27 protein-coding genes, 1 riboswitch and 1 other annotated feature (1 of these 29 only partly in view) are annotated in these 26572 nt (G+C 29.5%); of the genes, 24 read left to right on the forward strand and 3 right to left on the reverse strand.

Annotated features, from left to right (window positions below; genetic code table 11):
* The first annotated feature begins 13 nt into the window (after nt 1–13).
* The 5 genes from CHL78_RS00250 to CHL78_RS00270 all read left to right on the forward strand — a co-directional run bounded on the left by CHL78_RS00250 (nt 14) and on the right by CHL78_RS00270 (nt 3458).
* Nucleotides 14–700, forward strand: coding sequence for a septum site-determining protein MinC (locus CHL78_RS00250; protein ID WP_094367798.1), 687 nt, complete (start codon nt 14–16; stop codon nt 698–700).
* Nucleotides 701–726: 26 nt separating this feature from the next.
* Nucleotides 727–1524: a septum site-determining protein MinD gene (minD, locus tag CHL78_RS00255; protein ID WP_094367797.1), complete on the forward strand. Its 798-nt coding sequence runs from the start codon at nt 727–729 to the stop codon at nt 1522–1524.
* A 17-nt stretch (nt 1525–1541) separates the two neighbouring features.
* The gene (gene minE, locus CHL78_RS00260) at nt 1542–1826 is read left to right on the forward strand and encodes a cell division topological specificity factor MinE (RefSeq protein WP_094367796.1); all 285 of its coding nucleotides are present in this window, start codon (nt 1542–1544) and stop codon (nt 1824–1826) included.
* 81 nt (nt 1827–1907) lie between these two features.
* Complete coding sequence (rodA, locus tag CHL78_RS00265; protein ID WP_094367795.1) at nt 1908–3026, forward strand: rod shape-determining protein RodA; 1119 nt, start codon at nt 1908–1910, stop codon at nt 3024–3026.
* Between the two features lie 18 nt (nt 3027–3044).
* Complete coding sequence (locus CHL78_RS00270) at nt 3045–3458, forward strand: methylglyoxal synthase (RefSeq protein ID WP_094367794.1); 414 nt, start codon at nt 3045–3047, stop codon at nt 3456–3458.
* Nucleotides 3459–3522: 64 nt separating this feature from the next.
* Here CHL78_RS00270 and CHL78_RS00275 read toward each other — a convergent pair whose 3' ends face one another.
* On the reverse strand, nt 3523–4716 hold the full coding sequence (locus CHL78_RS00275) for an FprA family A-type flavoprotein (protein WP_094367793.1): 1194 nt from the start codon (nt 4714–4716) through the stop codon (nt 3523–3525).
* A gap of 361 nt (nt 4717–5077) precedes the next feature.
* Here CHL78_RS00275 and CHL78_RS00280 point away from each other — a divergent pair, with 361 nt between their 5' ends.
* The 10 genes from CHL78_RS00280 to CHL78_RS00325 all read left to right on the forward strand — a co-directional run bounded on the left by CHL78_RS00280 (nt 5078) and on the right by CHL78_RS00325 (nt 15020).
* Nucleotides 5078–6922 (forward strand): TIGR03960 family B12-binding radical SAM protein, encoded by a 1845-nt coding sequence (locus CHL78_RS00280; protein WP_094367792.1) that lies wholly within the window; start codon nt 5078–5080, stop codon nt 6920–6922.
* A gap of 2 nt (nt 6923–6924) precedes the next feature.
* Nucleotides 6925–7623 carry a TIGR03936 family radical SAM-associated protein gene (locus CHL78_RS00285; RefSeq protein ID WP_094367791.1) on the forward strand — a complete coding sequence of 233 codons (699 nt, stop codon included), beginning with the start codon at nt 6925–6927 and terminating at the stop codon, nt 7621–7623.
* A gap of 146 nt (nt 7624–7769) precedes the next feature.
* Entirely contained in the window at nt 7770–9188 is a 1419-nt protein-coding gene (locus tag CHL78_RS00290; RefSeq protein ID WP_094367790.1) for an Rne/Rng family ribonuclease, read from the forward strand.
* Between the two features lie 101 nt (nt 9189–9289).
* On the forward strand, nt 9290–9601 hold the full coding sequence (rplU, locus tag CHL78_RS00295; protein WP_094367789.1) for a 50S ribosomal protein L21: 312 nt from the start codon (nt 9290–9292) through the stop codon (nt 9599–9601).
* 16 nt (nt 9602–9617) lie between these two features.
* Nucleotides 9618–9935 (forward strand): ribosomal-processing cysteine protease Prp, encoded by a 318-nt coding sequence (locus CHL78_RS00300; protein ID WP_094367788.1) that lies wholly within the window; start codon nt 9618–9620, stop codon nt 9933–9935.
* A 13-nt stretch (nt 9936–9948) separates the two neighbouring features.
* Entirely contained in the window at nt 9949–10239 is a 291-nt protein-coding gene (rpmA, locus tag CHL78_RS00305) for a 50S ribosomal protein L27 (RefSeq protein WP_094367787.1), read from the forward strand.
* 119 nt (nt 10240–10358) lie between these two features.
* Nucleotides 10359–11639, forward strand: a complete 1281-nt coding sequence (obgE, locus tag CHL78_RS00310; protein ID WP_094367786.1) for a GTPase ObgE — start codon at nt 10359–10361, stop codon at nt 11637–11639.
* Nucleotides 11640–11660: 21 nt separating this feature from the next.
* Nucleotides 11661–12038: a YhbY family RNA-binding protein gene (locus CHL78_RS00315; RefSeq protein WP_094367785.1), complete on the forward strand. Its 378-nt coding sequence runs from the start codon at nt 11661–11663 to the stop codon at nt 12036–12038.
* Between the two features lie 58 nt (nt 12039–12096).
* Nucleotides 12097–12204: riboswitch (SAM riboswitch) on the forward strand.
* Nucleotides 12205–12323: 119 nt separating this feature from the next.
* Complete coding sequence (locus CHL78_RS00320) at nt 12324–13529, forward strand: homoserine dehydrogenase (RefSeq protein ID WP_094367784.1); 1206 nt, start codon at nt 12324–12326, stop codon at nt 13527–13529.
* 156 nt (nt 13530–13685) lie between these two features.
* Nucleotides 13686–15020, forward strand: a complete 1335-nt coding sequence (locus CHL78_RS00325; protein ID WP_094367783.1) for a CoA-disulfide reductase — start codon at nt 13686–13688, stop codon at nt 15018–15020.
* Nucleotides 15021–15094: 74 nt separating this feature from the next.
* Here the strand turns inward: CHL78_RS00325 and CHL78_RS00330 are convergent, their stop codons facing one another.
* Nucleotides 15095–16018: a ribonuclease Z gene (locus CHL78_RS00330; RefSeq protein WP_094367782.1), complete on the reverse strand. Its 924-nt coding sequence runs from the start codon at nt 16016–16018 to the stop codon at nt 15095–15097.
* A 262-nt stretch (nt 16019–16280) separates the two neighbouring features.
* Between CHL78_RS00330 and CHL78_RS00335 the strand changes: the two genes are divergently transcribed.
* The 6 genes from CHL78_RS00335 to CHL78_RS00360 all read left to right on the forward strand — a co-directional run bounded on the left by CHL78_RS00335 (nt 16281) and on the right by CHL78_RS00360 (nt 23678).
* Nucleotides 16281–17006 (forward strand): response regulator transcription factor, encoded by a 726-nt coding sequence (locus CHL78_RS00335; RefSeq protein WP_094367781.1) that lies wholly within the window; start codon nt 16281–16283, stop codon nt 17004–17006.
* Complete coding sequence (locus tag CHL78_RS00340) at nt 17000–18274, forward strand: sensor histidine kinase (protein WP_243446342.1); 1275 nt, start codon at nt 17000–17002, stop codon at nt 18272–18274. The genes CHL78_RS00335 and CHL78_RS00340 overlap by 7 nt, the downstream gene beginning before the upstream one ends.
* A 91-nt stretch (nt 18275–18365) precedes the next feature.
* Nucleotides 18366–19040, forward strand: a complete 675-nt coding sequence (locus tag CHL78_RS00345; protein WP_094367779.1) for an ABC transporter ATP-binding protein — start codon at nt 18366–18368, stop codon at nt 19038–19040.
* Between the two features lies 1 nt (nt 19041).
* Complete coding sequence (locus tag CHL78_RS00350) at nt 19042–21423, forward strand: ABC transporter permease (RefSeq protein ID WP_094367778.1); 2382 nt, start codon at nt 19042–19044, stop codon at nt 21421–21423.
* Nucleotides 21424–21964: 541 nt separating this feature from the next.
* Entirely contained in the window at nt 21965–23173 is a 1209-nt protein-coding gene (locus CHL78_RS00355; RefSeq protein ID WP_334294183.1) for a pyridoxal-phosphate-dependent aminotransferase family protein, read from the forward strand.
* A complete protein-coding gene (locus tag CHL78_RS00360) occupies nt 23139–23678 on the forward strand; it encodes an ECF transporter S component (RefSeq protein ID WP_094368580.1) in 540 nt (179 codons plus the stop codon). Before CHL78_RS00355 ends, CHL78_RS00360 begins: the two co-directional genes overlap by 35 nt.
* A gap of 208 nt (nt 23679–23886) precedes the next feature.
* On the opposite strand, the gene recX is transcribed toward CHL78_RS00360, so the two are convergent.
* Nucleotides 23887–24525, reverse strand: coding sequence for a recombination regulator RecX (recX, locus tag CHL78_RS00365; protein ID WP_094368581.1), 639 nt, complete (start codon nt 24523–24525; stop codon nt 23887–23889).
* Nucleotides 24526–24679: 154 nt separating this feature from the next.
* Between recX and nadD the strand changes: the two genes are divergently transcribed.
* From nadD to rsfS, 3 genes are all read left to right on the forward strand, one after another.
* Nucleotides 24680–25366, forward strand: coding sequence for a nicotinate-nucleotide adenylyltransferase (nadD, locus tag CHL78_RS00370; protein WP_094368582.1), 687 nt, complete (start codon nt 24680–24682; stop codon nt 25364–25366).
* A complete protein-coding gene (yqeK, locus tag CHL78_RS00375; protein ID WP_094368583.1) occupies nt 25367–25933 on the forward strand; it encodes a bis(5'-nucleosyl)-tetraphosphatase (symmetrical) YqeK in 567 nt (188 codons plus the stop codon).
* 176 nt (nt 25934–26109) lie between these two features.
* Nucleotides 26110–26460, forward strand: a complete 351-nt coding sequence (gene rsfS / locus CHL78_RS00380; protein WP_094368598.1) for a ribosome silencing factor — start codon at nt 26110–26112, stop codon at nt 26458–26460.
* Nucleotides 26461–26495: 35 nt separating this feature from the next.
* Nucleotides 26496–26572, forward strand: a binding site (T-box leader); it runs 123 nt beyond the window's last position.

Raw genomic sequence — 26572 nt, forward strand, 5'->3', positions numbered from 1 at the left:
TCTGGAGGTTGTTATGTCTTTAAAAGATTTTGAGACCCAAGAGCTTGTAGAGTTCAAAGGGAATAAGAGAGGGATAATAGTAAACATTAAAAAGAGAGTACCTTTTGATGTATTAAAGCAAAATATTATAGATAAAATTGAATCATCAGTAGGTTTTTTTAATGGAGCTAAGATTTACTCGATTAACTGTGACTATTTAAGCGATATACAAATCATGGAGATAAAACATGATATTACGACTAGATTTGATGTGGAGTTTATTGAGGAACAGGTAGAAAGCAATACAATAATTGACTTTCGAACTAAGTATGTAAATAACTTACGATCTGGAGAATGCATTGAGTTTGAGGGGGATGTAGTTGTTATGGCTGATATGAAGCCTGGATCTCAAATAACCTCAAGTTTAAATACAGTAATTATGGGAGATATCAATTCTGGAGCTAGAGTTATGGCTGGAGGCAATGTTATTGTTATGGGTGTAGTCAAAGGATTTATCCATGCAGGAGCTAATGGCAATAATCAAGCTTATGTAGTTGCGAGGAATCTAAACTCTAAAGTATTACAAATAGCAGATAACATAGCGGAAGCACCAGATGATGATAATAATTATGAGAAAGAGAAAGACACTATACCAGAAATCGCATTCGTAAGTAATGGAAGGATAGTAATAGAAAGTTACTTACCAAAAGTAATAAAATAATGATTAACCATATGGGGGGTAGTATTATGAGCGAAGTTATAGTTATAACATCTGGTAAAGGTGGCGTAGGAAAAACTACTACCGCAGCAAATTTAGGAACTGCACTAAGCTTAGAAAATAAGAAAACTGTAATAATAGATGCAGATATAGGGCTTAGAAATTTAGATGTAGTTATGGGTCTTGAAAATAGAATAGTGTATGACATTGTCGATGTAGTAGAAGGAACGTGTAGAATAAAGCAAGCTTTAATAAAAGATAAGAGATTTGAAAACTTATATTTATTACCAGCTGCACAAACAAGAGACAAAAATGCGGTATCAGTTGATCAAATGAAGGATCTATGTACAAAGTTAAGAGAATCATTTGATTATATAATAATAGACTGTCCTGCAGGTATTGAGCAAGGATTTAAAAATGCTATAGCAGGAGCAGACAGAGCTATAGTTGTAACAAATCCTGAAGTATCGGCAGTAAGAGATGCTGATAGAATAATAGGTTTATTAGAAGCTAATGAAATAAAGGATATACAACTTGTCATAAACAGAATTAGACAAGACATGGTAAAACGTGGTGATATGATGGACAAGCAAGATATTATTGAAATACTTGCTATAAAATTATTAGGATTAGTTCCAGATGATGAAAGTATTATAGTATCAACTAACAGAGGAGAGCCTGCTGTACTTGATGCAAAATCTGGTGCAGGTAATGCATATAAGAACATATCAAAAAGAATATTAGGTGAAGAAGTTCCAATCCTAGAAATAGAAAATGACACTAACTTCTTTAGCAAAATAAAGAAAATATTTGGTATGGCCAAGTAGTAAAGGGGGATGTGTCCATGTTTGATTTTTTAAAAGCTTTCTCTAATGAATCTAAAACTAGCAAAAATGTAGCGAAAGAACGTTTAAAATTAGTTTTAGTGCATGATAGAGTGGATTGTTCTCCACAACTTTTAGATATGATAAAAAATGACATTTTAAAAGTAATAGCTAACTATGCGGAAATAGAAGAAGATGGTTTAGAAATTAAGATGTCTAAAACTAGAGGAGAGCAAGAGGATATGCCAGTATCGGCATTGGTTGCTAATATACCACTAAGACATATAAAAGACAGAAGCATGTAATATTATAAAAAAGAGGGGGATGCTTGTTGGTATCCCCTTTTGTCTGTATAGATAAGCAAAAGTCAGAAAGACGGTGATGATTTGGTAGACTATAAGTCAAAATTCAAATTAATAAAAGAGTTAGATTGGAAGCTTATAATAACTGTTATTATTATATTTGCTTTTGGAATTCTAATGTTAAGTAGTGCTACACATTCAAATGAAACAGGTAACTATACAAAGCTTTATAAACAAGGTTTAGCATTTGTCTTAGGATTAGGTATGATAATATTCATGCTTATGTTTGATTATAATTTCCTGGGTAAATATTATAAAGGTCTATACTTAATAAGTTTAATTTTATTAGTACTAGTTTTAGTGCCTGGAATAGGAAATGAGCAAATGGGTGCTAGATCATGGGTAAAAATAGGTCCGCTTAACCTACAAACATCAGAGATTGTTAAATTAACATTTATATTAAGTTATGCAAAAATTGTAGAATCAAAAAGAGGAAAACTTAATACATTAAAAGATTTAATACCAGTTGTAGTTTATGCAATACCTTTTATAGGGTTATTATTTTCACAGCCAGATTTAGGTACAGCTATAGTATTTATGTGTATAATAGGTGGGATGCTATTTACTGCAGGTCTAGATACAAAGATAATTAAAAGAGGTATAATAATTATATTAGTATCTATGCCTTTGATGTATATGATGATGGCAAGTCATCAAAAAGATAGAATTGAAGCATTTTTAAATCCTGAAGATGTAACATTAAAGGGAAACTACCAAGTTATGCAATCTTTAATTGCTATAGGTTCTGGAGGATTTACAGGTAAGGGATTATACAACGGTACACAAAACCAAGAAGGTTTTTTACCTGTACAAGAAAGTGATTTTATATTTGCTGTTATAGGTGAAGAACTTGGTGTTTGGGGAATGGTATTTATAGTAGTACTATTTGCAGTATTTTTAATGAGAATGCTTGCTATAGCACGAGAAGCAAAAGATTTTTATGGAACTCTTATTGTAGTTGGAGTTATGAGTATGTTTGCATATCAAATTATACAAAATATTGGTATGACAGTTGCTCTTATTCCTGTAACGGGGGTTACATTACCTTTTGTAAGTTATGGAGGAAGTTCTTTATTAACATCAATGGCAAACTTAGGTTTAGTACTTAATGTATGTATGAGAAAGAAAAAAATTAACTTTTAAAGTATAGCGGAGGGGAATATGAATATAGCTTTAGTTGCACACGATCAGATGAAAAATACAATGGTAGGATTTTGTATAGGATATGAAGAAATATTAAAGAAATATGGTCTTTATGCTACAGGAACTACTGGTAAAAGAATTATGGATGAAACAAAGTTAAATATCAATAGACTTGCATCTGGGCCACTAGGTGGAGATCAACAAATTGGATCATTAATAGTATCTCAAGATATAGACTTAGTTATATTTTTAAGAGATCCGCTTACATCTCAAGCTCATGAAACGGATATACAAGCTTTAATAAGATTATGTGATGTTTACTATGTACCAATAGCTACAAACTTAGCATCCGCAGAAATATTTATAAAAGCTTTAGATAGGGGAGAACTTGCTTGGAGAGAAGTTAGAAAGACTACAAGCCAGAGAGTATAATAAAAAAGAGTTATTTGCAATTTAGCAAATAACTCTTTTTTTCATGTATTTATATATAATTACATTATTTAACTAATTTACCAAATTCAGCACCAAAGTTGAAACATTCTTGTAATGTATCTTCGCTTGGAGAGAATTTCTTTTTAAGAGATTCTACTGGCATTTTGAAAGTCATCGATTTTAGTATACTTTCTGCCATAGATACACCTTCTCCACTCCAACCAAATGAACCAAACACTCCAGCTATTTTACCTTGGTTAGCCATTGGATCTACTACTGAGAAGAAGTCCCACATAGGTTTAACCATAGTTTTGTTTATAGTTGGAGATCCTAATATTACAACTTTAGAGTGAACTAAAGCATCGTGCATTTCTTTTAAGCTTAAGCTTTCTAAGTCGTATAGATTTACCTTAGCTCCTTCAGAAAGAGCACCTTCTTCTATTTTTTTAGCCATAGTTAAAGTATTAGTATATGCTGATAGATAGAAAATAGATATTTGATTTTGATTAGTAGTATCTAATACTTCTGTAGACCAATCTAAGTATCTTTTAACTGCAGCCATAGGATCTTTAGTAAGCATAGGTCCATGAGAAGTAAGTATTGTATCGAAATCAAGGTTTAATTCCACTACTTTATTTATAGCACTTACAACATGCTTAGCAAAAGGCTTAACTATACAATCATAGTAATGTCTAGCAGATTTTAAGTAGTCTTCGCTTTCTACTATATTAGCGTCAACACTTGCAAAGTGACAACCAAATGCATCACAAGTAAATAGTGTTTTATCTTCTTCAACATAAGTAAACATTGTATCTGCCCAATGTAAGAAAGGTGCAGTTATGAATTTAATATTTCTTTTACCAATGTTTAAAACTTCGCCATCTTTTATTATGTGACATTTAAATGGCTTGTTTATTTGCCCATCTAAATAAAGCTTAGCTGCTTTAGTACAGAAAACTTCAATATTAGGGTTTAAATCTAATAAGTATCTTAAGCTACCAGCGTGGTCAGGCTCAGTGTGATGAACTACAACGTAGTCTATATCAGCTATATTAGTTATTTCTGATAAATTATTGAAAAATTCCTCTTTAAAGTTTGCCTTTACCGTATCGAATAAAACTGTTTTTTCATCCTTTATTAAATAAGAATTATAAGTAGTACCGAACTCCGTTTCCATTATTATATCAAATACCTCTAAGTCTTTATCGACAACTCCGGTAAAGTAAATATCCTTTTTTACCTCAAATACTTTACTCATTACAAATCCTCCTAAATTATATGGTATAAACTATACCTATGAATTAAATATGATATAAAAATTATACCCATGATGATAGTAATTAAAACAAAATAATATTGTTAGACATAATTACAATGTAACAATTAGTTACAAATAATAATATATCATACTTTTTGTAGAAGAAAAATCTATCAGTATTTATTCTTTAATTAATAAAAAAATCTATTCAAATAAATATTAATTAAGAAGTTTAATATAAATGCAAAGAATTGGAAAAACTAAAGAATATGTGCAATAAAATTTTGATACATATTATCATATCGTGTATAATAAGATTTATGCTTATAAATAATAAACTTATTGGAGGTTTCAATAATCAATGAATAAGGTAGACTTAAAGAGAATTTTAAAGAAGGTTGAGAAGCCTGCTAGGTATCTTGGAAACGAAATAAATTCTATACATAAAGATACAAAAAATGAAAGCTTAGTAAGATATGCTCACTGTTTCCCTGACCTTTATGAGGTAGGAATGAGTCACTTAGGAAGTCATATACTTTACCATGTAATAAATAAAGATGAAGATGTATTCTGTGAAAGAGTATATTCTCCTGCTATAGATATGGAGAATATAATGAGAGAAAAAAATATTCCGCTATTTGCTCTAGAATCAAGAGAGCCAATAACTAACTTTGATTTTGTAACTTTTACACTTCAGTATGAAATGTCTTATACTAATATATTAAATATATTAGATTTAGCTAATATACCAGTGCTTAAAGAAGAAAGAAAATTAGATGATCCGTTTATATTAGTCGGTGGTCCTTGTGCTTATAATCCAGAGCCGTTAGCAGACTTTGTAGATATAGTTATTCTAGGTGAAGGTGAAGAAGTAAACCTAGAAGTAGTAAATGCATATAAAGAGTGGAAGAAAAATAAAACTACAAGAGAAGATTTCTTATTTGAAATATCTAAAATACAAGGTGTTTACATACCAAGTTTCTATGATGTTTCTTACAATGAAGATGGTACTGTAAAAGAAGTAGTACCGAATAGAGAAGGTGTACCTCAAAAACCTCATAAAAGAATAATAAGAGATGTAGAAACTGTAGAATATCCAGATAAATTAATAGTCCCTTATATAGAGACTGTTCACGATAGAATAGTATTAGAATTATTTAGAGGATGTACAAGAGGATGTAGATTCTGCCAAGCTGGTATGATTTATAGACCAATAAGAGAAAAAAGTGTAGATAGACTTAAAGAGATATTATCTAATTTAGTTAAAAATACTGGGTATGATGAAATATCTTTATCATCTTTAAGTACAAGTGATTATAGTCAATTATCAGAGCTTACTGATTGTTTAGTAGAAGAATATGCTTCTCAAAATATAGGCATATCACTACCATCACTTAGACTAGATAACTTCTCTATGGAAATAGCAGAAAAAATACAACAAGTAAGAAAGTCAGGTCTTACTTTTGCGCCAGAAGCCGGAACTCAAAGAATGAGAGACGTTATAAATAAAGGTGTAAGTGAAGAAGATTTAACAAATGCTACTAGAAAAGCATTTGAAATGGGATGGAATAGTGTTAAGTTATACTTCATGATAGGTCTACCAACTGAGACTTATGATGATTTAGATGGTATAGCAAAGCTTGCACATGAAGTTATAGATACTTATAGGGACGTTCACAATGGAAAGCTAAAAAGAGCATTTGGTGTTACAGTAAGTACATCTACATTTGTTCCCAAGCCTTTTACTCCATTCCAATGGCATGGACAAGATACAACTGAGCAAGTTAGAGAAAAACAAAGACACTTAGTTAAGAAATTAAAAAATGGAAACATAAAATATAACTACCATGATTCTAAGACTAGCTTAATGGAAGCTGTTATAGCTAGAGGAGATAGAAGAATAGGTAAAGTAATATATGATGCATTTAAAGCTGGTGCAAAGTTTGATGGATGGTCTGAATACTTTAACCTAGACACATGGCTAGAAGCTATGGATAACAATGGCCTTGATGTAGCATTCTATGCAAATAGAGAAAGAGAATATGAAGAAGTATTCCCATGGGATCATATAGATGTAGGAGTTACTAAGAAATTCTTAGTAAGAGAAAATGAAAAAGCAAGACAAGATGCAGTTTCTCCTGATTGTAGACACCAGTGTCATGGATGTGGAATAAATGCAAGTGACATCACAAGGGGGTTATGCTAATTATGAGTAAGATAATAAGAAATAAGTTCAAAAAAGAAGGGGATATGATATACATATCACACCTAGATGTACAAAGATTATTACAAAGAGCTTGTAGAAGAGCTGAAATACATGTATCACATTCACAAGGTTTTAATCCTCACCCTAAGATGAGTTATGGTAATGCATTAGCTTTAGGTACGGAAAGTCAAGGAGAGTATGTAGACATTGAGATAGAAGACGATTTTACTGCAGAAGAATTTTTACAAAGAATAAATCCTCAACTACCTGAAGGTATGGAGTTTATAGATGCAAGAGAAATAGATAGTAAGACTGCGTCTTTAGCTTCTACTATAGAGTATGGCGAGTATATATTCACTGTAGAATTAGAAAGAGCTTTGAGCAAAGAGTTTGTAAAATCTAAAATAGTAGACTTTATGAATCAAGAAGAGATAATGATAACTAAGAAAAATAAAAAAGGTAAGATGGTAGAATCTGATATAAGACCTATGATTAAGCACTTTGATGTGTTAAGTTTAGATGAAAATGTTATTGTTTTAGAAGCTACTATAGCTACAGGATCAAAATCAAACTTAAACACTAATATATTCATACCTAAGATATTAGGAATGTTAGAAGTTGAAATGGATCCTTTAGATGTTGATATATTAAGAAGAGACTTATACGTAGTAGAAGATGGACAATTAGTTTCTCCTATGTAATTAAATATAAAATTATTAAAAAGGATGGGTGCTCAGCCCATCCTTTTAAGTATAAACTGATAAAAATAATGCGACATTTAAATATATTAGCACTATTATTTGTTATAATTATAATAAATCAAAGTTACAATTAAGGACGTGAAAAGATGGATAAAATAATAATAGAATCCCTAATATCATCTCAAAAAACAGCAGTACTTGAAGATGATAAAATAAAAGAGATTCTTATAGAAGATAAATTAAATACTAAAATAGTATCTAATATATATAGAGGAATAGTAAAAAAAGTACTCCCAGGAATTGATGCATGTTTTGTAGATATAGGTTTTGAAAAGTTGGCATACCTTCAATTGCATAAAGATTCTGTTATAAAGTCAGGACAAGAAATATTAGTACAAATAAACAAAGAAGCAATAGGCACTAAAGGAGCTAAATTAAACTTAGAAGTAAGTCTAGCAGGAAGATATGTAGTCTATATACCTTCCAATGAAAGAGTTACTATGTCAAACAAGATAACTGAGGAAAAAGAAAGATTTAGACTAAAGAAAATTGTTAACTCAATAAACAAAGATAAGTTAGGGTTAATAATAAGAACAGAAGCCCAAGGCGTATCAAAAGAAGAATTAGAAGCGGATATAGAGGAACTAAAAGCAAAATATAATATTATAGAAAAAGAGTTTAAGTTGGGGATTGGACCTAAGCTTTTATACAAAGAACTAGACTTTGCGAGTAAATATGTAAAAGATAATGTGAATGAAAATGTAGAAAAGATAATCACTAATAGTACTGAAAAATATGATGAGCTTAAAGTTATACTAAAGTCGGTAAATAAGGACTATGTAAATAAATTAATATTAAAAGAAAACGAAGATATATTTGATATCTATAGGGTAGAGGGGCAAATAGAAAAGTGCTTAAATAAAAAGGTATGGCTAAAGAGTGGTGGATATTTAATTATAGAAAAGACAGAAGCTCTTACAGTTGTAGATGTGAATACTGGTAAATTTACTGGTAGTGCTAAATTATCAGAGACAGTGTATAAAACTAATCTAGAAGCAGCAATAGAAATTGCTAGACAGCTAAAGCTTAGAGACATAGGTGGAATAATAATAATAGACTTTATAGATATGAGTAAAAAAGAATATAAGGATAATATTATAAATACACTAGATAATGAACTTAAAAAAGATAAAAGAAAATCAGAAGTATTAGGTATGACTAGACTTGGACTTGTAGAGGTAGCGAGAAGAAGAGAAAAGGATTCTATAGATAAATACTATCTAAATGAGTGTAGTTATTGTGATGGTAATGCTCATACCAAATCAGCTAACTATATGATAGATAAGATAGAAAAAGAGATTATTAGAGTTAGCCAGCATACATCATATAAAAAAATAAAAATTCAGTTAAATAGTAGAATTCTTCAGGTAATAAAAACTGATTTTATGGAGATAATTAAAAAAATAGGCAAAAAGTACGATATAATTATAGAGTTAGAAGGTATTAGCACATTAAATTACGAAGAAATAAACATAATTTATAATACTTTGTTGACAAATAATTAAAAACATAGTATTATTAATAACTGTAATGCCGCACAAAAAAGGTTATAAACTTCTTAGGGAGTACCTTGATGGCGAGTTTTAGACCGAGGAGGTGTATTTTAATGTACGCTATAGTAAAAACAGGTGGAAAGCAATATAAAGTTGCTGAAGGTGATGTATTATTCGTTGAAAAGTTAGAAGCTAACGCTGGTGATGTTGTAACTTTAAACGAAGTATTAGCTTGTACTAAAGACGGTGAGTTAGTAGTTGGAGCTCCAGTTGTTGAAGGTGCTTCTGTTCAAGCTAAAGTAGTTGAACAAGGTAAAGGAAAGAAAATAGTTGTTTTCAAGTACAAAGCTAAGAAAGACTACAGAAGAAAGCAAGGACATCGTCAACCTTACACTAAGATAGTTATCGAAAAGATAAACGCTTAGTAATTAGGATGAACTAATGATAAAAGTTAAATATTATTATAATGATGACTTTTTGCTTAAAGGATTTTGTTTAAAGGGACATGCAGATTATGCCGAAATAGGATATGATATTGTATGTGCAGCAGTTACATCTAATAGTGTTGCTGTGATAAATTCTTTAGACAAATTACTAAAAGTTGAATTTGAAAAGGTAATAGGAAAAGAAGGACATATAGAATGTGTTGTTAAAGATACATCTCTAGAAAAGTCACAGCTTTTACTAAATCATTTTCAATTGGCTGTTGAAGAAATTAAACGGGAATACCCAAAAAATATAAAAATCTTAAAAAAGTAGGGGGTGACTCCAAATGTTAAACATGAACTTACAATTACTTGCATCTAAGAAAGGGGTAGGATCTTCTAAAAACGGTAGAGATTCTATAGCTAAGAGATTAGGTGTTAAGAGATATGATGGACAAGTTGTTACTGCAGGAAGTATAATAGTAAGACAAAGAGGTACTAAGATACATCCAGGAACTAATGTAGGTAGAGGTGGAGATGACACTTTATTCGCATTAATAGACGGTACTGTTAAATTCGAAAGAAAAGACAAGAAAAGAAAGAAAGTAAGTATATATCCAGTACAAGTTGCTGAATAATACATGCAAAAAAGGAGTGTTTATACACTCCTTTTTCTTGTAAGAAGGTATTTATAAGAATGTATAGATATCTTTTTGGAGACAATAAATAAAAAGTTTTAATCAAGTAGGTGATTAATGTGTTTATAGATAAAGCAAGGATATTTATAAAGGCTGGAAACGGTGGTAATGGTTCTGTAGCCTTTAGAAAAGAAAAGTACGTTCCAGCTGGTGGTCCAGACGGTGGAGACGGCGGACGTGGAGCAAGTGTTATATTTGAAGTGGATTTAGGTCTTAGAACATTAATGGACTTTAAATATCAAAGAAAGTACCTAGCTGAAGCTGGAGGAGACGGATCTAAGAAAAAGCAGGCAGGTAAAAACGGAGAAGACTTACTTCTTAAGGTTCCTGCAGGTACAATAATAAGAGATGAAGCTACAGGTCTTATATTAGCTGACTTAAAAGAAGAAGGCGATAGAGCTGTAGTAGCAAAAGGTGGTAGAGGTGGTAAAGGAAATCAACACTTCGCTAACGCAGTAAGACAAGCTCCAGCTTTCGCTAAATCAGGAACTGATGGAGAAGAAAGATGGGTAACATTAGAGCTTAAGATGATAGCGGATGTTGGTTTACTTGGATTCCCTAATGTTGGGAAATCTACTTTCTTATCAGTTGTAACTAAGGCAAAGCCAAAGATAGCAAACTATCACTTTACAACTTTAACTCCGAACTTAGGTGTTGTTCAGACTAAATTTGGTGATAGCTTTGTGTTAGCTGATATACCTGGACTTATTGAAGGGGCGGCAGAAGGTGTTGGACTTGGACATAATTTCTTAAGACATGTTGAAAGAACAAAGGTATTAATTCATATAGTTGATATATCAGGATTAGAAGGTAGAAATGCTTTAGAAGATTTTGATAAGATAAATGATGAATTAAGACTGTATAATGAAAAATTAGCTACAAGACCACAAGTAGTAGTAGCTAATAAGATGGATATATTAGAAGATGAAACTGTATTTGAAGAATTTAAATCAGAGTTAGAAGGCAGAGGATACAAGGTATTCAAAATGTCTGCAGCTACTCGTGAAGGAATAGATGATGTAATAGCTTACGTATCACCTCTTCTTAAAGAAGTAGAAGATATAGAGTTAGTTACAGAAGAAGAAATGTATAGACCAGAATTAGATGATAGTACAGAAGATGAAGCACTAGCTATAGAAATCGAAGATGAAGTATACGTTGTTACAGGTAAGAAGCTTAGAAGAATTATGTACTCTGTTAACTTTGATGATATGGAATCACTTCAATACTTCCAAAAAGCTATGGAAAGCGAAGGCGTATTCGATAGACTTAGAGAGATGGGAATTGAAGATGGAGACACAGTTAGAATCTACGAGATAGAATTCGAATTCTACAACTAGGATAAATTAAGAGGTGAAGATATGTTAAAAGGAAAGCAAAGAGCATACCTAAGATCTTTAGCGAACACTTTAAAGCCTACTACTCAAATAGGTAAAGAAGGTGTTACAGAAGGATTCTTAGAACAATTAGATAATATGCTAAAATCTAGAGAATTAGTTAAAGTTACTATACTTGAAAATGCAGGACTTGATGCTAAAGAAACTGCAAATGCAGTATGTGAAGCATTAAGAGCAGAGTTCGTTCAAGCTATAGGATTTAAATTTACTGTATATAAGAGAAATATGGAAGAGCCAAAGATTCTTTTCCCAGGACAAGAACAAGCTAAAGCTAAGGCTAAAAATGAAAAAGTAACTGTAACTAAGAGTGGTAAAGTAACAAAAAGAACAGCTAGAAGATAGATAAATTTTATAGTGACTTTTTGAGAAAGATATACTATACTCTACTTATAATTAAATAAACTTATCCAGAGAGGTGGAGGGACTGGCCCTGTGAAACCCGGCAACCAGTATATTTTAAATATACAATGGTGCTAAATCCTGCAGTATTATTACTGAGAGATGAGTATGAATCGGCTAAAAAGCTTAGGTTTATACCTAAGCTTTTTATTTTGTCTAAAATCTCAAACTTTAGAAATAATACAAAATAATATTTTTGTCTGGATAAAATATTAGGGGGAATAAATTATGAGAATAGGGATTTTAGGATATGGAACAGTAGGTAGTGGACTTGTAGATTTAATAGATAATAATAAGGGTAAAAGAGAAATAGAGATATGTTCAATTTTAATAAGAGATATAGAAAAATATAAAGGTAAAAAACATTTTGAAAAAATAACTACCAATATTGACGATATTTTTGAGCAGGATATAGATATACTAGTTGAGCTAATTGGAGGCCTAAATCCTTCACTTGATTATATTAAAAGAGCCTTAAATAATAAGATTCATGTAGTAACGGCTAATAAAGATTTATTAGCAGAATATGGTGATGAGTTAATAAATATTGCAAATGATAATGAAGTAAGCATTAAGTTTGAGGCATCAGTGGCAGGTGGAATACCAGTTTTGAAGCCATTAATAGAATCACTAGAAGGTAATAATGTAGATAGCATTAATGCTATTTTAAATGGAACAACAAATTTCATACTTTCAAAAATGTATGATGAAAACTTATCATATAATGAAGCATTAAAGCAAGCTCAAGACCTTGGATTTGCAGAGGCTAATCCAGATGCAGATGTTTTAGGATATGATGCGGCAAGAAAGTTATCGATACTATCAACACTAGCTTACGATAACCGAGTATATTGGAAGGATGTATACTTAGAGGGAATTACAGATATTGATGAAAAAGATATTGAATATGCTAAAAAACTTAATTGTAAAATAAAGTTAATTGGACAAAGTAAATATAGAAATGAAAAAGTTAGTGCATTTGTGAGACCTGTGTTGGTTGGAAATGAGAGTATACTTTCGAAAGTAGACAATGAATTTAATGCTGTTATATTAAACGGGGACTCTGTAGGAGAATTATCTTTTATAGGAAAAGGTGCAGGTAAATTAGCTACGGGAAGTGCTGTTTATTCTGATATTATTGATATATTAGATAATAGATTATCTTGTGTAGATTCATTTACTAGGGATATAATAAAAGTTAACCAGGTAATTGATAGTAAATGTAGCGCATTATTAAGATTTACTGATTATAAAAAAGATGAAATCTTGTCTATTATAAATGAATGTATAAATAAGTATGATATATTGAATGAAAGTGATGAATTAGCTATTTTAGTTGATGCTGATTCTGAATATGAAATAAATAATAGTATTTGCGTTATTAAAGATAAAGGGTACTGTGACCAAATAAACAAATTATTAAAGATAGGCTAAGCTAATAAATTATCGTAGAAAATTGTAAAAAAGAATTTAATGATATATAGATTTTTATAATTAAAAATGTTAATATAATAACATAAGATAATAAAATATATTAGGCATTATAGGGTTATTACCTTAAAATATATGACTATCTGAGGAGGACATAAAATGAGAGTTGTTATAGTGGGAGCGGTTGCGGCAGGTATGAGTGCAGCAGCAAAACTAAAAAGAATGAAGCCAGACTACGATGTAGTAGTATATGAAAAGACGGATGTAGTATCATTTGGAGCGTGTGGACTTCCATACTTTGTTGGAGGATTCTTCGATGATCCTAATAATATGATAGCTAGAAGCCCAGAGAAATTCAGAGAAACAGGAATCGATTTAAATATATTCCATGAAGTTGTAGCAGTTGATGTAGAAGCTAAGAAAATATCAGTTAAGAAGACTGAAACAGGGGAAGTATTTGAAGATTCTTATGATCAAATGATGATAGCAACAGGAGCTAGCAGTATAATACCTCCAATAAAAAACGTTAAGCTTGAAAATGTTACAACATTAAAGAGCATGGAAGATGGTATAAAATTAAAAGAGTTATTAAATAAAGAAGAAAATAAGAATGTAGTTATAATCGGTGCTGGATTTATAGGATTAGAAGCTGTTGAAGCTGCTAAGAAATTAGGTAAGAATGTAACTGTATTCCAATTAGAAGATAGAATATTACCTCAAGTATTTGATAAAGAAGTGACTGATGTACTTGAAGAAGAAATAAGAAATCATGATGTTGATTTACGTTTAAGCGAAATCGTATCAGAATTAGTTGGAGAGACTAAGGTAGAAAAGGTTATAACAAACAAAGGTGAAGTAGAAGCTGATGTTGTTGTAATAGCTACTGGTGTTAGACCAAACACAGCATTCTTAAAAGATACGGGAATGAACATGTTACCAAATGGAGCTATAATAGTTGATGCATATGGTAAGACTTCTATAGAAGATATATTTGCAGCAGGAGACTGTGCAACTATACAAAATATAGTAAGTGGTCAAGATATGTATGTACCATTAGCTACAGGGGCAAATAAGCTTGGAAGAATAGTTGGAGAAAACTTAGCAGGAGCTAACAATACTTTCCAAGGTTCTCTAGGATCAAGTTGTATAAAAGTTATGGATATGGAAGCTGCAGCAACTGGACTTACAGAAGCTGGTGCTGAGAAATTAGGATTAGACTTCAAAGTTAAGTTTATATCTGATTTTAACCAAACTAACTACTACCCAGGTAGAAACAAGATATACGTAAAACTTGTTTACGATGCAAAAACTAAGGTTATCTTAGGTGGTCAAGTAGCTGGATTTAAAGATTCAGTACAAAGATGTAACGTTATAGCGGCTGCTATAATGGGTAAATTAACTACTAGCCAATTAGGTATGTTAGATTTATGTTATGCACCACCATTTGCAAGAACTTGGGATGTATTAAATGTTGCAGGTAATGTTTGTAAATAATTAATTAAAATATAAGAGGAATAATACTCAAATGACACATAAGATGTGTAATTATCTGAGTATTATTCCTTTTTTTAATCTAAATTCTCAAAGTTTAAATTCAGTTCTAATCTATCTTCACCGATTATAGTATTTTCAAATACTTCAGTTGCATTTTCTAAATACCTTTCTAGACAATCTAGGGAAGGGCTAAAATGAGTAAGTAAAAGTTTTTTTGCGTTACCTAATCTTGCAAGGTTAGCAGCTTCTCTAAAGGTCATATGTTTATTTTTTACAGCCTTGGATATATCTAAATCATCTCCATACATTGCCTCGCAAATAAACAAATCACTATCTCGAATAAACTCTGGTATAGTAAACAAAGGTCTAGTATCTGTAATAAAACTCACTTTAATTCCTTTTCTTTCATCTCCAAGGACTTGTTCAGGTGTATAAGTAATGCCTTCATAATTTACTTCTTTACCTTCTTGAAGTTTTTGCCAAAGTACCTTAGGAATATTGTTACTAATAGCTTTTTGAACATTAAACTTTGGTTTTCTTTTAAAATATAAACTATATCCTAGACATTCAGTTGAATGTTCTAAATCCATAGTTGATATCTCAATATTTTTTAAGCTACCACTAGATAAGGTAAATGTACCTTTAGGATTTTCTAGTACAACTAATTTGTATGGTAAGTATTCTACTAAAACTCTTATAGCATTTACCGCTTCGACTATACCATTAGGCCCAACTATTGTTAAATCATCAGTACGACCACTATTACCAATGGTAGATAGAAGTCCAATAAGCCCTATTATATGGTCACCATGTAAGTGAGTAATACATATTAAGTCTATATTTTTAAATCCGCAATTTTTCATTTTCATAGAAACTTGAGTACCTTCACCACAGTCAATAAGTATCTTCCTACCTTCATAATTAATAAATAATGAGGATAAGAATCTATTAGGCATAGGCATGTTACCTCCACATCCAAGCAAAACTAAATCTATCATAAATATTTCTCCTTATATACTTTAATATTTAAATAGTATTTCTTTTTTTAGTATCAATTATTACTGTCTATTAAGTTATGAAAACTTTAATTCCTAAAATAAAATGAGATTTGTATAATCAAATTATATCATTAGGAATGAGCTTATAATATTACATACTAAAAAATGCTTTTAAATATAAAAAAGTATATTTTTACAATTAGAAATAATGTAGAATTAATTGTATTAGGTAAAAAAGGAAAATAAATTGAGGAGAATATAAATGAACAATATATTATTACTAGAGGATGATAAATCTCTTAATAGGGGAATAAGCTTTAAGCTTAAAAAAGAGGGATACAATATTTTTTCAGCATTTACAGTAGAAGAAGCTAAAGATATTTTTGAAAAAAATGAATTAAGTTTAATAATTTCAGATGTAGGATTACCTGATGGAAGTGGATTTGATTTTTGTGAAGATGTTAGAAAAATAAGTGATGTATTTATAATAATGCTTACTGCCCTTGATGAAGAGGTAGACATAGTTACAGGATATGAGCTTGGAGCCGATGATTATATAACTAAGCCATTTAGCTTAATGGTATTAATGTCAAAGGTTAATGCTTTTATGAGAAGGGTAAAAACTGTAAGCAGTTACAGCAAGTTAGTATGTGATGATATGACATTTGATTATATGGAAAATAAATTGATAAAGAATATTACAAATATAGATAGTAATAGCTTGAGTAATGAAGAAATTGTGTTAAGTAAAACAGAAAGTAAATTACTAAAACACCTAATGGAAAATGCACAAAAGACTATAACAAAAGAAGGATTGTTAGAAGCGCTTTGGGATATTGATGGAAACTTTGTTGATGATAATACAGTAGCTGTAAATATAAGAAGACTAAGACAGAAGGTAGAAAAAGATCCTTCAAAGCCTATATATATTAAAAATATCAGAGGGTTAGGGTACACATGGACAGTGAGGTGTCTGAAAAAATGTTAATAAAAATTCTAAGGAATATTAAAAATGATTCTGTTATAAAAAAAATAGTAGCAATGTCATGTGCTCTTATGATATTGACGAGTTTACTATTTGTATTCTTTGAGTATGGCAGAGTAAAAAAGATGTATGTAAATCAAGTAGAAATAATGCAAACAATTGTGGGGAATTTAGCAGAGAAATACCCACAAGATGAATCAGATATTGTAAAAAGTATATATACTCTAGATGTAGCTAATAAAGAAAAAGGGGAGAAGATACTAAATAAATATGGTTATAGCATAAAAAATAGTATGGAAAATGATGAAAGCTTCATAGAGACATTAAAACAATCTATTAATAGTGGACTGATAGTATTGATAACGCTAATAGTATCTATTTCTATTATAATTTATAACTTTATTAAGTACATAATCAGGCAAGTAAGTATATTAGAACTAAAAATTGAAGAAATGGTAAAAGAAGATTATTTAAAAGAATCTGAATTAGGAAAAGAATATAATTTTGAAGAAGGTATTTTTAGCAGGATTGATAATAGTATCAATGAACTTAAAAAAAGTCTTAAGATAAAGTTTGTAAAATCAGAAAAAGAAAAAGAAAGTATAAAATCTCTAGTCACAGATATATCTCATCAGCTAAAAACACCTTTAGCATCATTAAGGTTATACAACACCTTATTAATAGAAGAAGATTTAGATAAAGAAGAAAAAATGGAGTTTTTAATTACTAATAAACATTCCATAGACAAATTACATTCGTTGATAGATGCTTTAGTAAATCTGTCTAGGTTAGAAGTAAGTATGATAAGTATAAAAAGAGAAGATAACAATATTAAAGATACTATACTTAGAGCAATTGAAGGTATAAAACATAAGGCGAGAGATAAGAAGATAAAGATAACTGTTGATAATATTAAGGACAAGAATATATCATATGATAAAAAGTGGACAGAGGAAAGTATATTCAATATTTTAGATAACGCTGTTAAGTACACTGAGGAATGTGGAGAAATAAAAATAAATACAGAAGAAGCAATAAGCTATTATAAAATAAATATAGAAGATAATGGAATTGGAATAGATAAAAAAGATTACAACAATATATTTAAGAGATTTTACAGAGCATCTAATAGTTATGTAGAAAATACAGAAGGTTCTGGTGTAGGTCTATATTTAAGTAGGAGGATATTAGAGGAACAGGGTGGAAATATAGTTGTGTCATCACAGCCTAAAAAAGGAACTAAGTTTTGCTTATTACTTACAACATTGTAAGATAACTTGAAAGAGATGTGTAAGTCGAATTGATTATTATATAAATATAAAGGGAAATGAAGTTTATATAATATAAATCGAGGAGAGAATTATGAAAATATTAGAAACTAAGAATTTAAAGAAATATTATGGGAAAAATGATAGCTTAGTAAAAGCTATTGATGATACAAATGTACAAATAAGTGAAGGTGAATTTGTAGCAATAGTAGGTAAATCTGGAAGTGGAAAAAGTACTCTTCTTCATATGTTAGGTGGTCTAGATAATCCTACTAGTGGTAAGGTATACATAGATAATAAAGATGTATTCAGTTTAAAAGAAGAAGAAATAGCAGTATTTAGAAGAAGAAAAATAGGGTTTATATTCCAATATTATAACTTAATACCATCTTTAAATGTTTGGGAAAATATTGTTTTGCCGGTAGGACTAGATGGAAAAGATGTAGATAAGAACTTTGTTAATGATATTTTAAAATCATTGGGATTAGAAGATAAAAAAGAATCACTACCAAATACTTTATCAGGAGGGCAACAGCAAAGAGTAGCAATAGCAAGAGCATTAGCATCAAGACCAGCTATAATACTTGCAGATGAGCCAACTGGAAATTTAGACTCAAAAACTTCAGATGAAGTAATGAGCATGCTTAAGGCTATGGTAAAAAAATATAGCCAAACCCTTGTTATGATAACTCATGATGATACAATAGCTCAGATGGCAGATAGAGTTATTCATATCGCAGATGGTAAAGTAATAAGGGATGGTGAGTAATATGATTAACACTAGTAAGATAGCAAAACATAATTTAAAATATAATAAATCAAAGAGTATATTGATTATGGTTACAATACTTCTTTCAACTACATTACTTGCATCTGTAGCCATGGTATGTGTTAATTGGGCTGATTCTAATAAAGAACGTACAATAGAGTACTCTGGAAGTTATCATGGTGCTATAGCTAAGATGAAAGAAGATGATATTAACATTATAAAAAATCATGCAGATATAGAAAGTAGTGGAGTTGTTAATACTGTTGGTATAAAGGAGTTTGATAATGAAGCTAAGATTGCATTAGCATTTACAGATGAAGTTGCAGCTGAGTTTAGTAGTGTTAAGTTAGTGGAAGGTAATCTTCCGATTAAGGAAAATGAAATAGTTCTTGATGATGGAGCTTTAAAACTATTAGGATATGATAAGAAACTAGGTCAAAAGATAAAGTTATCTTATGAAGATTTTGCTAATGAAGAGACAAGTAAAGAGTTTATATTAACTGGGATAACTAAGGCAAATGATATGTCTAATGCAAGAAAGATGTTCTCAGGTATAGTATCTGAAGAATATATGAAAAATACTAGAGATATGTCAAAGGAAAATTTTAATATATTCTTTAAGGTAGAGGGTGAAGAAAAATTATCAGGTGAAGAAATAAAAAGCAAGGTAGAAAAAATAGCATCTGATGTTGGTGTAGTAGATAAGAGGACGATTAAGGTTAATGAAGACTATATAAATGCTCTAAAGCCTGATAGTGAGATTATGATGTGGGCACTTGTAATAGGTGCTGTAGTTGTACTTTCAAGTATGCTAGTAATATATAATATATTCTATATATCTATAGTAACTAAGGTACAAGAATTTGGTAAACTAAGAGCTATTGGTGCTACTAAAAAACAAATAAAATCTATAATTTTAAAAGAAGGTTTATTTTTATCTTTAATATCAATACCACTTGGAGTTATTTTAGGATATATTATATCCGATGTAATACTTGCTAATGTACTTGGAAAAGCTGAAGCATCAAAGTTACCTATATCAATAGGTGTAATGATAGTGAGCTTTGCCACTGTATTTATATCTTTAATAAAACCGATGAAATTAGCTTCAAGAGTTTCTATAATAGATGCAATAAAATATAATGGTGTTGAAAATAGCAAAAACAAAACTAGAAAAGGATATAATTCTGTAAATATTAAAAAACTTGCTTATGCAAATTTAAATAGAAATAAAAAGCGTACTTATATTACATTAATATCTCTTATACTAAGTGGAGTACTATTTGTTACAGTATCGACAGTACTTACTAGTATGAATGCTGAGAAAATGGCTAAAGATCATTTCCCATATGATATAAGAATAGACTTAGACAATTATACACTTGGAGATGAGGAGAGCCCTGATACAGAAATAAATATGCTACAGATGAAAAATCCTATAGGAGAGGATTTTGTTAACAAGTTAAAAGAATTAGATGGAGTAGAAAAAATACAAGAAAATAAAGATATAAAAGCTGAGATTAAGGGATATGATACGGAATATAAATATCACACTCTAATGAATATTAATGAAATAGACTTGGAAGATTTGCAATATTATTTAATAGATGGAAACATAGACATGAATAAATTGAAATCAGGAAATGAAGTGTTAATCGGAGATTCTTATTTACATACAGATAATAACATAAATGCAGGAGATAAAATCACTCTTATATTATATGATGGAGATCAAAAGATAGAAAAAGAAGTTACAGTTCAAGGTATAACTAGTGCACCTGGAACATTTTTAATGCACGATGATGCTTTTGAAAATCTAACAAGTACTAATACAAATACATCATTAGGAATATATACATCTAAAGCGAAATATGGTGATGTTAAAAATTATATAGAGTCATTAGTTAAGTCAAATGATTACTTAGATAGCTCTAATATAGATGAACAAATAGAATCTTCTAAATTTGCTATCCAATTTACAAGTATGATAGGTTATTGTTTAGTTGTGATAATAGGTGTAATAGGTTTTGTTAATCTTATAAATTCTATGATAACTAGTATAATAACTAGAAGAAAAGAGTTAGGAATGCTTCAAGCTATAGGATTAACTAATAAGCAATTAGTAAAGATGCTTGATATAGAAGCTTTATTCTATACGGGTACTATGATGATAGGATCTCTAACTTTAGGAAGTGTACTTGGCTATATTGCAGTTATAATGTGTAAAAAGACAGGCATGTCTTATGTATCATATACATTCCCAATTATACAGATAGCTATGATGGTAGTATGTATATTATTAGCACAATTAGCATTAACATATTTTATTAGTAAAAACTTTAATAAACAGTCTTTAGTAGATAGAGTAAGATATAGCGAATAATTGACTATACAAAAATTTGATTAAAATAACTAAGAAACATAAAAAGGTGAACTTACATAAGTTCATCTTTTTTTAGTACTAGTTTATTACCAATTTTAAAAATTATGGTAACAGATAAAAGCGTTGGAATTTAAATGGTTTTAAACCTAGAAAACTATTAAAAACTATTACTAATATATATAAATTCTTTATATATATATTAAATTTATTTTATTTTATTTTTATTTTAGACTATATTAAATTGAAGATTTTAGTATTTTAGTAACAAGAACATCTTAACTCTTGATATTACAGTTGTTGAGAAGTTACTGAAATTAAAAATTCTAGTAAATTCTAGTGACTTCTAGTATAAAAATATATGCTTTAACTTGATTACACACTTAATGCTTTCTATAAATCTCTTTATTTATAAATAAGGTACAAGATTTATATTTTATATAAATTGTACTGGTACAATTATCAAATTGTTTTAATATATATATTTTTGAAAAAAAGATATATATAATTTTTATATAAATATATAAGAAAAAATAAAAGGGAGATGATTAGAGTGAATAATAAAATAGTTTACACACCAGGTCCAACAAATGTAAGAGAAAATGTAAGGCTTGCACGAGGTATGAAGACTACAAACCCTGATGTAGATAATGACTTTGTAGAATTTTACAAAAAAACATGTGAAAAGATAGGGGATATAATAGGAACTCAAAACGATGTATACATATTAAGCGGGGAAGGTATATTAGGTCTTGAGGCTGCATGTGCAACATTAACAGAAAGTGGAGATAGAGTACTTGTAATAGATAATGGAATATTTGGTAGAGGCTTTGAAGATTTTGTATCCATGTATGGGGGAGAGGCAATACTATTTTCAGAAGACTATACAAAGGATATAGATATAGAAAGCTTGGAAACATTTTTAGAAAATGATAGCGATTTTAAATATGCAACTATTGTACACTGTGATACTCCTACAGGTGTTTTAAATGATTTAAGTAAAATATGTCCTTTATTAAAAAAATATAATATTTTAACTGTAGTAGATTCTGTAGCAGCTATGGTAGGAGAAAAATTAGAAGTTGATAAGTGGCAAGTTGACATTGCTTTAGGAGGATCTCAAAAGGCAATATCAGCACCTGCTGGACTAACAATAGTAAGTATAAGTGAAGATGCACAATTAGCTTTTAAAAACAGAAAAACTAAAGTTACAGGGTTTTATTGTAATCTAGGTATATGGGAAAATTATTATCAAGACAAATGGTTCCCATATACTATGCCAATAAGTGATATTATGGGACTTAATAGGGCGATTGACAACATAATAGAAGAAGGAATTGAAAATGCAATTAATAGACACAAAAGAATAGCTACAGCTACTAGAAATGCATTTGTTGATTATGGATTAGAGTTATTTTTAGAAAATGGATACTCATCTACAGTTACAGCAGTAAAGATACCTGAGAGTATAGGTGCTTTAAACTTAATTAAGTATGCTTATGATGTTTATAACACTGTACTTTCTACATCACTAGGAGAATACTCAAATAGTATATTGAGAGTTGGACATATGGGTGAAAATGCTAGAGTAAAAGATTTAGTAGGAATATTAAATACAATTGACATGAGTATGGTAAATTTAGGGTTTAATAGAGATAAAAGTTTAGTAGATTTATTTAACAAATACTATAGTCTATATTGTAAGGAGGATGTTGAAAATGAACATTACAACAGAATCCAATTCCAAGTCTAAATTTAATACTAGAGATTTAGTAGAGAGTGCACTATTAATTGCACTTGTATATATAGCAACTAGATTTATAAATATTAGGTTGCCACTTGCTTCAACTGGTGGATTAGTTCATTTAGGAAATACTATGTTATTTATATCAGCTATAGTATTTGGTAAGAAAAAAGGAGCAATTTCTGGTGCATTTGGTATGGGATTATTTGATTTACTATCTGAATGGGCAATATGGGCACCGTTTACCTTTGTAGTAAGAGGAGTTATGGGATATATTATAGGAAGAATTGCTTGGTCAGGTGACAAAAAAGGCAATAGTGTAATAACTAATGTTATTGCAATAGTAACATCAGGTGTATGGATGATTTTTGGATATTACATAACAGAAATGATACTATATGGAAATCATGCAAAAGCAATTTTATCTATTCCAGGCAATATTACTCAAATAGTAATTGGGCTTATAATTGGAGTGCCAGTAGCTATGATTTTAAAAAAATATATTAAAAAATAAGAAAAAAATAAGGAGTATAGTTTATCTATACTCCTTAATAATATCCTAAATTAAATTTAAAAAGTTTTTTATTTAACACTATCTTGTTTATATAGTTGAACCACGTTGTATAGACCTAATAAAAAGCTTAAAATACCAACAGCAATTTTCACAAAACTTCCTCCATATTATCCTTCGATTATATTTAGTAGTATTATAGCATAATAACCTACATATCATACTCATCATAATTTAAAAGCTTATTTAAAACTCTTTTAATAATATCATAATCAAACCCTTTGTAAGCTAAATGCTGAGAGATTTTTTGATATATTTTTCTTTTTTCATCTTTTTTTACTAATTCATATCTCTTTTTTGCTAAGTACATTGCATTTTCAAATTCAATATCACTATCGATTTCAGAAACTGCTTCACTTATAGCTTCCTTAGATATACCTTTGTTATAAAGATTTTGTTTTATTCTGTTTTTTCCACACCTATTTAAATTAATATTTGTGCTTACAATTCTTTGTGCCAAAATATCATCGTTGATAAAATTATATTTTTTTAAAAAATCAATAACATCATCAATTACCTCATCTTCATAATCGGTTGCAAGTTTTTCTCTGATTTTTTTTTCAGACTGATCCGCTCTAGATAAAATATTTAAGGATTTATTTTTAGCCTTTATAAACATTTCATTTCTAAGTATAGATTTTAAATCTTTCTCATCTATTTCATTCCCTTTTTTTAAGTTAAAGGTAAATACAAGTTCTTTAAAAATAGCCATAAAAAATTTATCATCTACATAAATATTTACTCTATCTTCATTTTTTTTCTGTACTTCTATTTTAGTAATTATAGCCATGTCTAATCTCCTTTTATATATGTAAATATATTAATAATATATTTTTTATAAATCAATATAAATATGATTATATACCAAAAAAATTATTTATTGCCTTTTATAAATAAAAAAAAATGATACAATAATAATATGATTGGAACAAAGGAGACAAATTATGAGGATTAGTGATTTAGTTAGCAAAGTATCTGTAAATAACTTTAGTAAACTAGAGACATTTAGACAAAATACAGACAAAATAAAAATAGGTATAATGGGAGGGACATTTGACCCTATACATTATGCACATTTAGCAACTGCTGAGTTTATTAGAGATAAGTACCAGTTAGATAAAATTTTATTTATACCATCGGGGAATCCTCCTCATAAAGGAAACGTAACGGATAAATATGACAGGTATAATATGGTAATGTTAGCCACAAGAAATAATGATGATTTTTTAGTTTCTGACCTAGAAATTAAAAAAAGTAAAAGAAGCTATACTGTAGATACATTAAAAGAACTTAGAGAGATATACCCAAATGCAACTGTATATTTTATAACAGGGGCAGATGCAATTTGCGATATTGAGAATTGGAAGGATGTTGAAGGGAATTTTAAGTTGGCTACTTTTATAGCAGCAACTAGACCGGGAATAAGTTTACTTAGAGCACAAGAAAAAATAGAGAAGCTTAAAAGAAAATATAGTGCAAATATAATAAGCGTATATGTTCCTTCTCTTGATATATCATCTACATATATAAGAGATCAGTTAAGAGAGGGTAAATCTATAAGATACTTAGTTCCTGAGAGTGTAGGAAAATATATAGACGAAAACAAATTATATCAATATGGAGATGAATAAATGAACCTAGATTGTATCAATGAAAAGTTAAGTCAGATGCTACCAGAGGGAAGAATAAAACACTCTATTGGTGTAGCAGATTGTGCAGTAAAGTTAAGTGAAATTTATAATTATGATAAAGAAAAAGCATATATTGCTGGAATAATTCATGATTGTGCAAAGTACTTAAACGAAGATGAAGTAGACGAATATGTAAATAAATATGAAATTTACTTAGATGAATTAGAGAGAGGCAATATAGCTTTATCTCACAGTGTGATAGGTGCATCTATAGCAAGACATGAATTTTTAGTAGAAGATAAAGAGATAATAAATGCTGTAAAATATCATACTACAGGAAGGGAAGATATGACCCTTATAGAGAAGATAATTTATATGGCTGATTTAATAGAGGAAGGACGAAACTTCCCTACAGTTGATAAATTAAGAGAACTTACTTATTCTGGGAAACTAGATGAGGCTTTAATAATGTCATTTAATAACACTATAAAACTTATTATAGATAGAGGGCAATTAATACATCCGAGAACTGTAAAAGCTAGGAACTACTTAATAAATAAAAAATAATTATAATTTTATATGTATAAATAATAAAAATTAGTAAAAACTGGACATAATAAAAATAAAAACATAGATTATTAGTAAAATAAAAAATACATTAGTGTATAGATTATCATTTATGGTATAATAATTAAATGTGCTTAAAATTAGGAAAGTGAGGAATGAATATGACATTTGAACAAATGACAGTAGAACAAATGACGAAAGTTATATACGATGCAATAGATGATAAATTAGGACAAGATATATCTATAATAAATATAGGAGCAGTTTCTACTTTATGTGATTATTTTGTAATAGCTACAGCTGGATCTCAAAGACAAGTTAAAGCTATAACTGATAACGTAGAAGATGAAATGACTAAGCTTGGTTTAGAGCCAAGAGGAAAAGAAGGTCATGGAGCTCAAAACTGGATACTTCTTGATTATGGAGATGTTATGGTTCATGTATTTGACGAAGAAAGTAGAGCTTACTATAATTTAGAAAAATTATGGAAAGATGCTCCAGTAGTAGATATTGACACATTAGCATAATAGTGATATTATAAATTATTATATTTAGAAAATTAAAAACTTTATCGAATAGACTAGAGTAGTAAAAGAATATATTTTTTTCAGAGAGTTAGCGGTAGGTGAGAGCTAGCAA

Source organism: Romboutsia weinsteinii, assembly GCF_002250835.2.
Lineage (GTDB): Bacteria > Bacillota > Clostridia > Peptostreptococcales > Peptostreptococcaceae > Romboutsia_A > Romboutsia_A weinsteinii.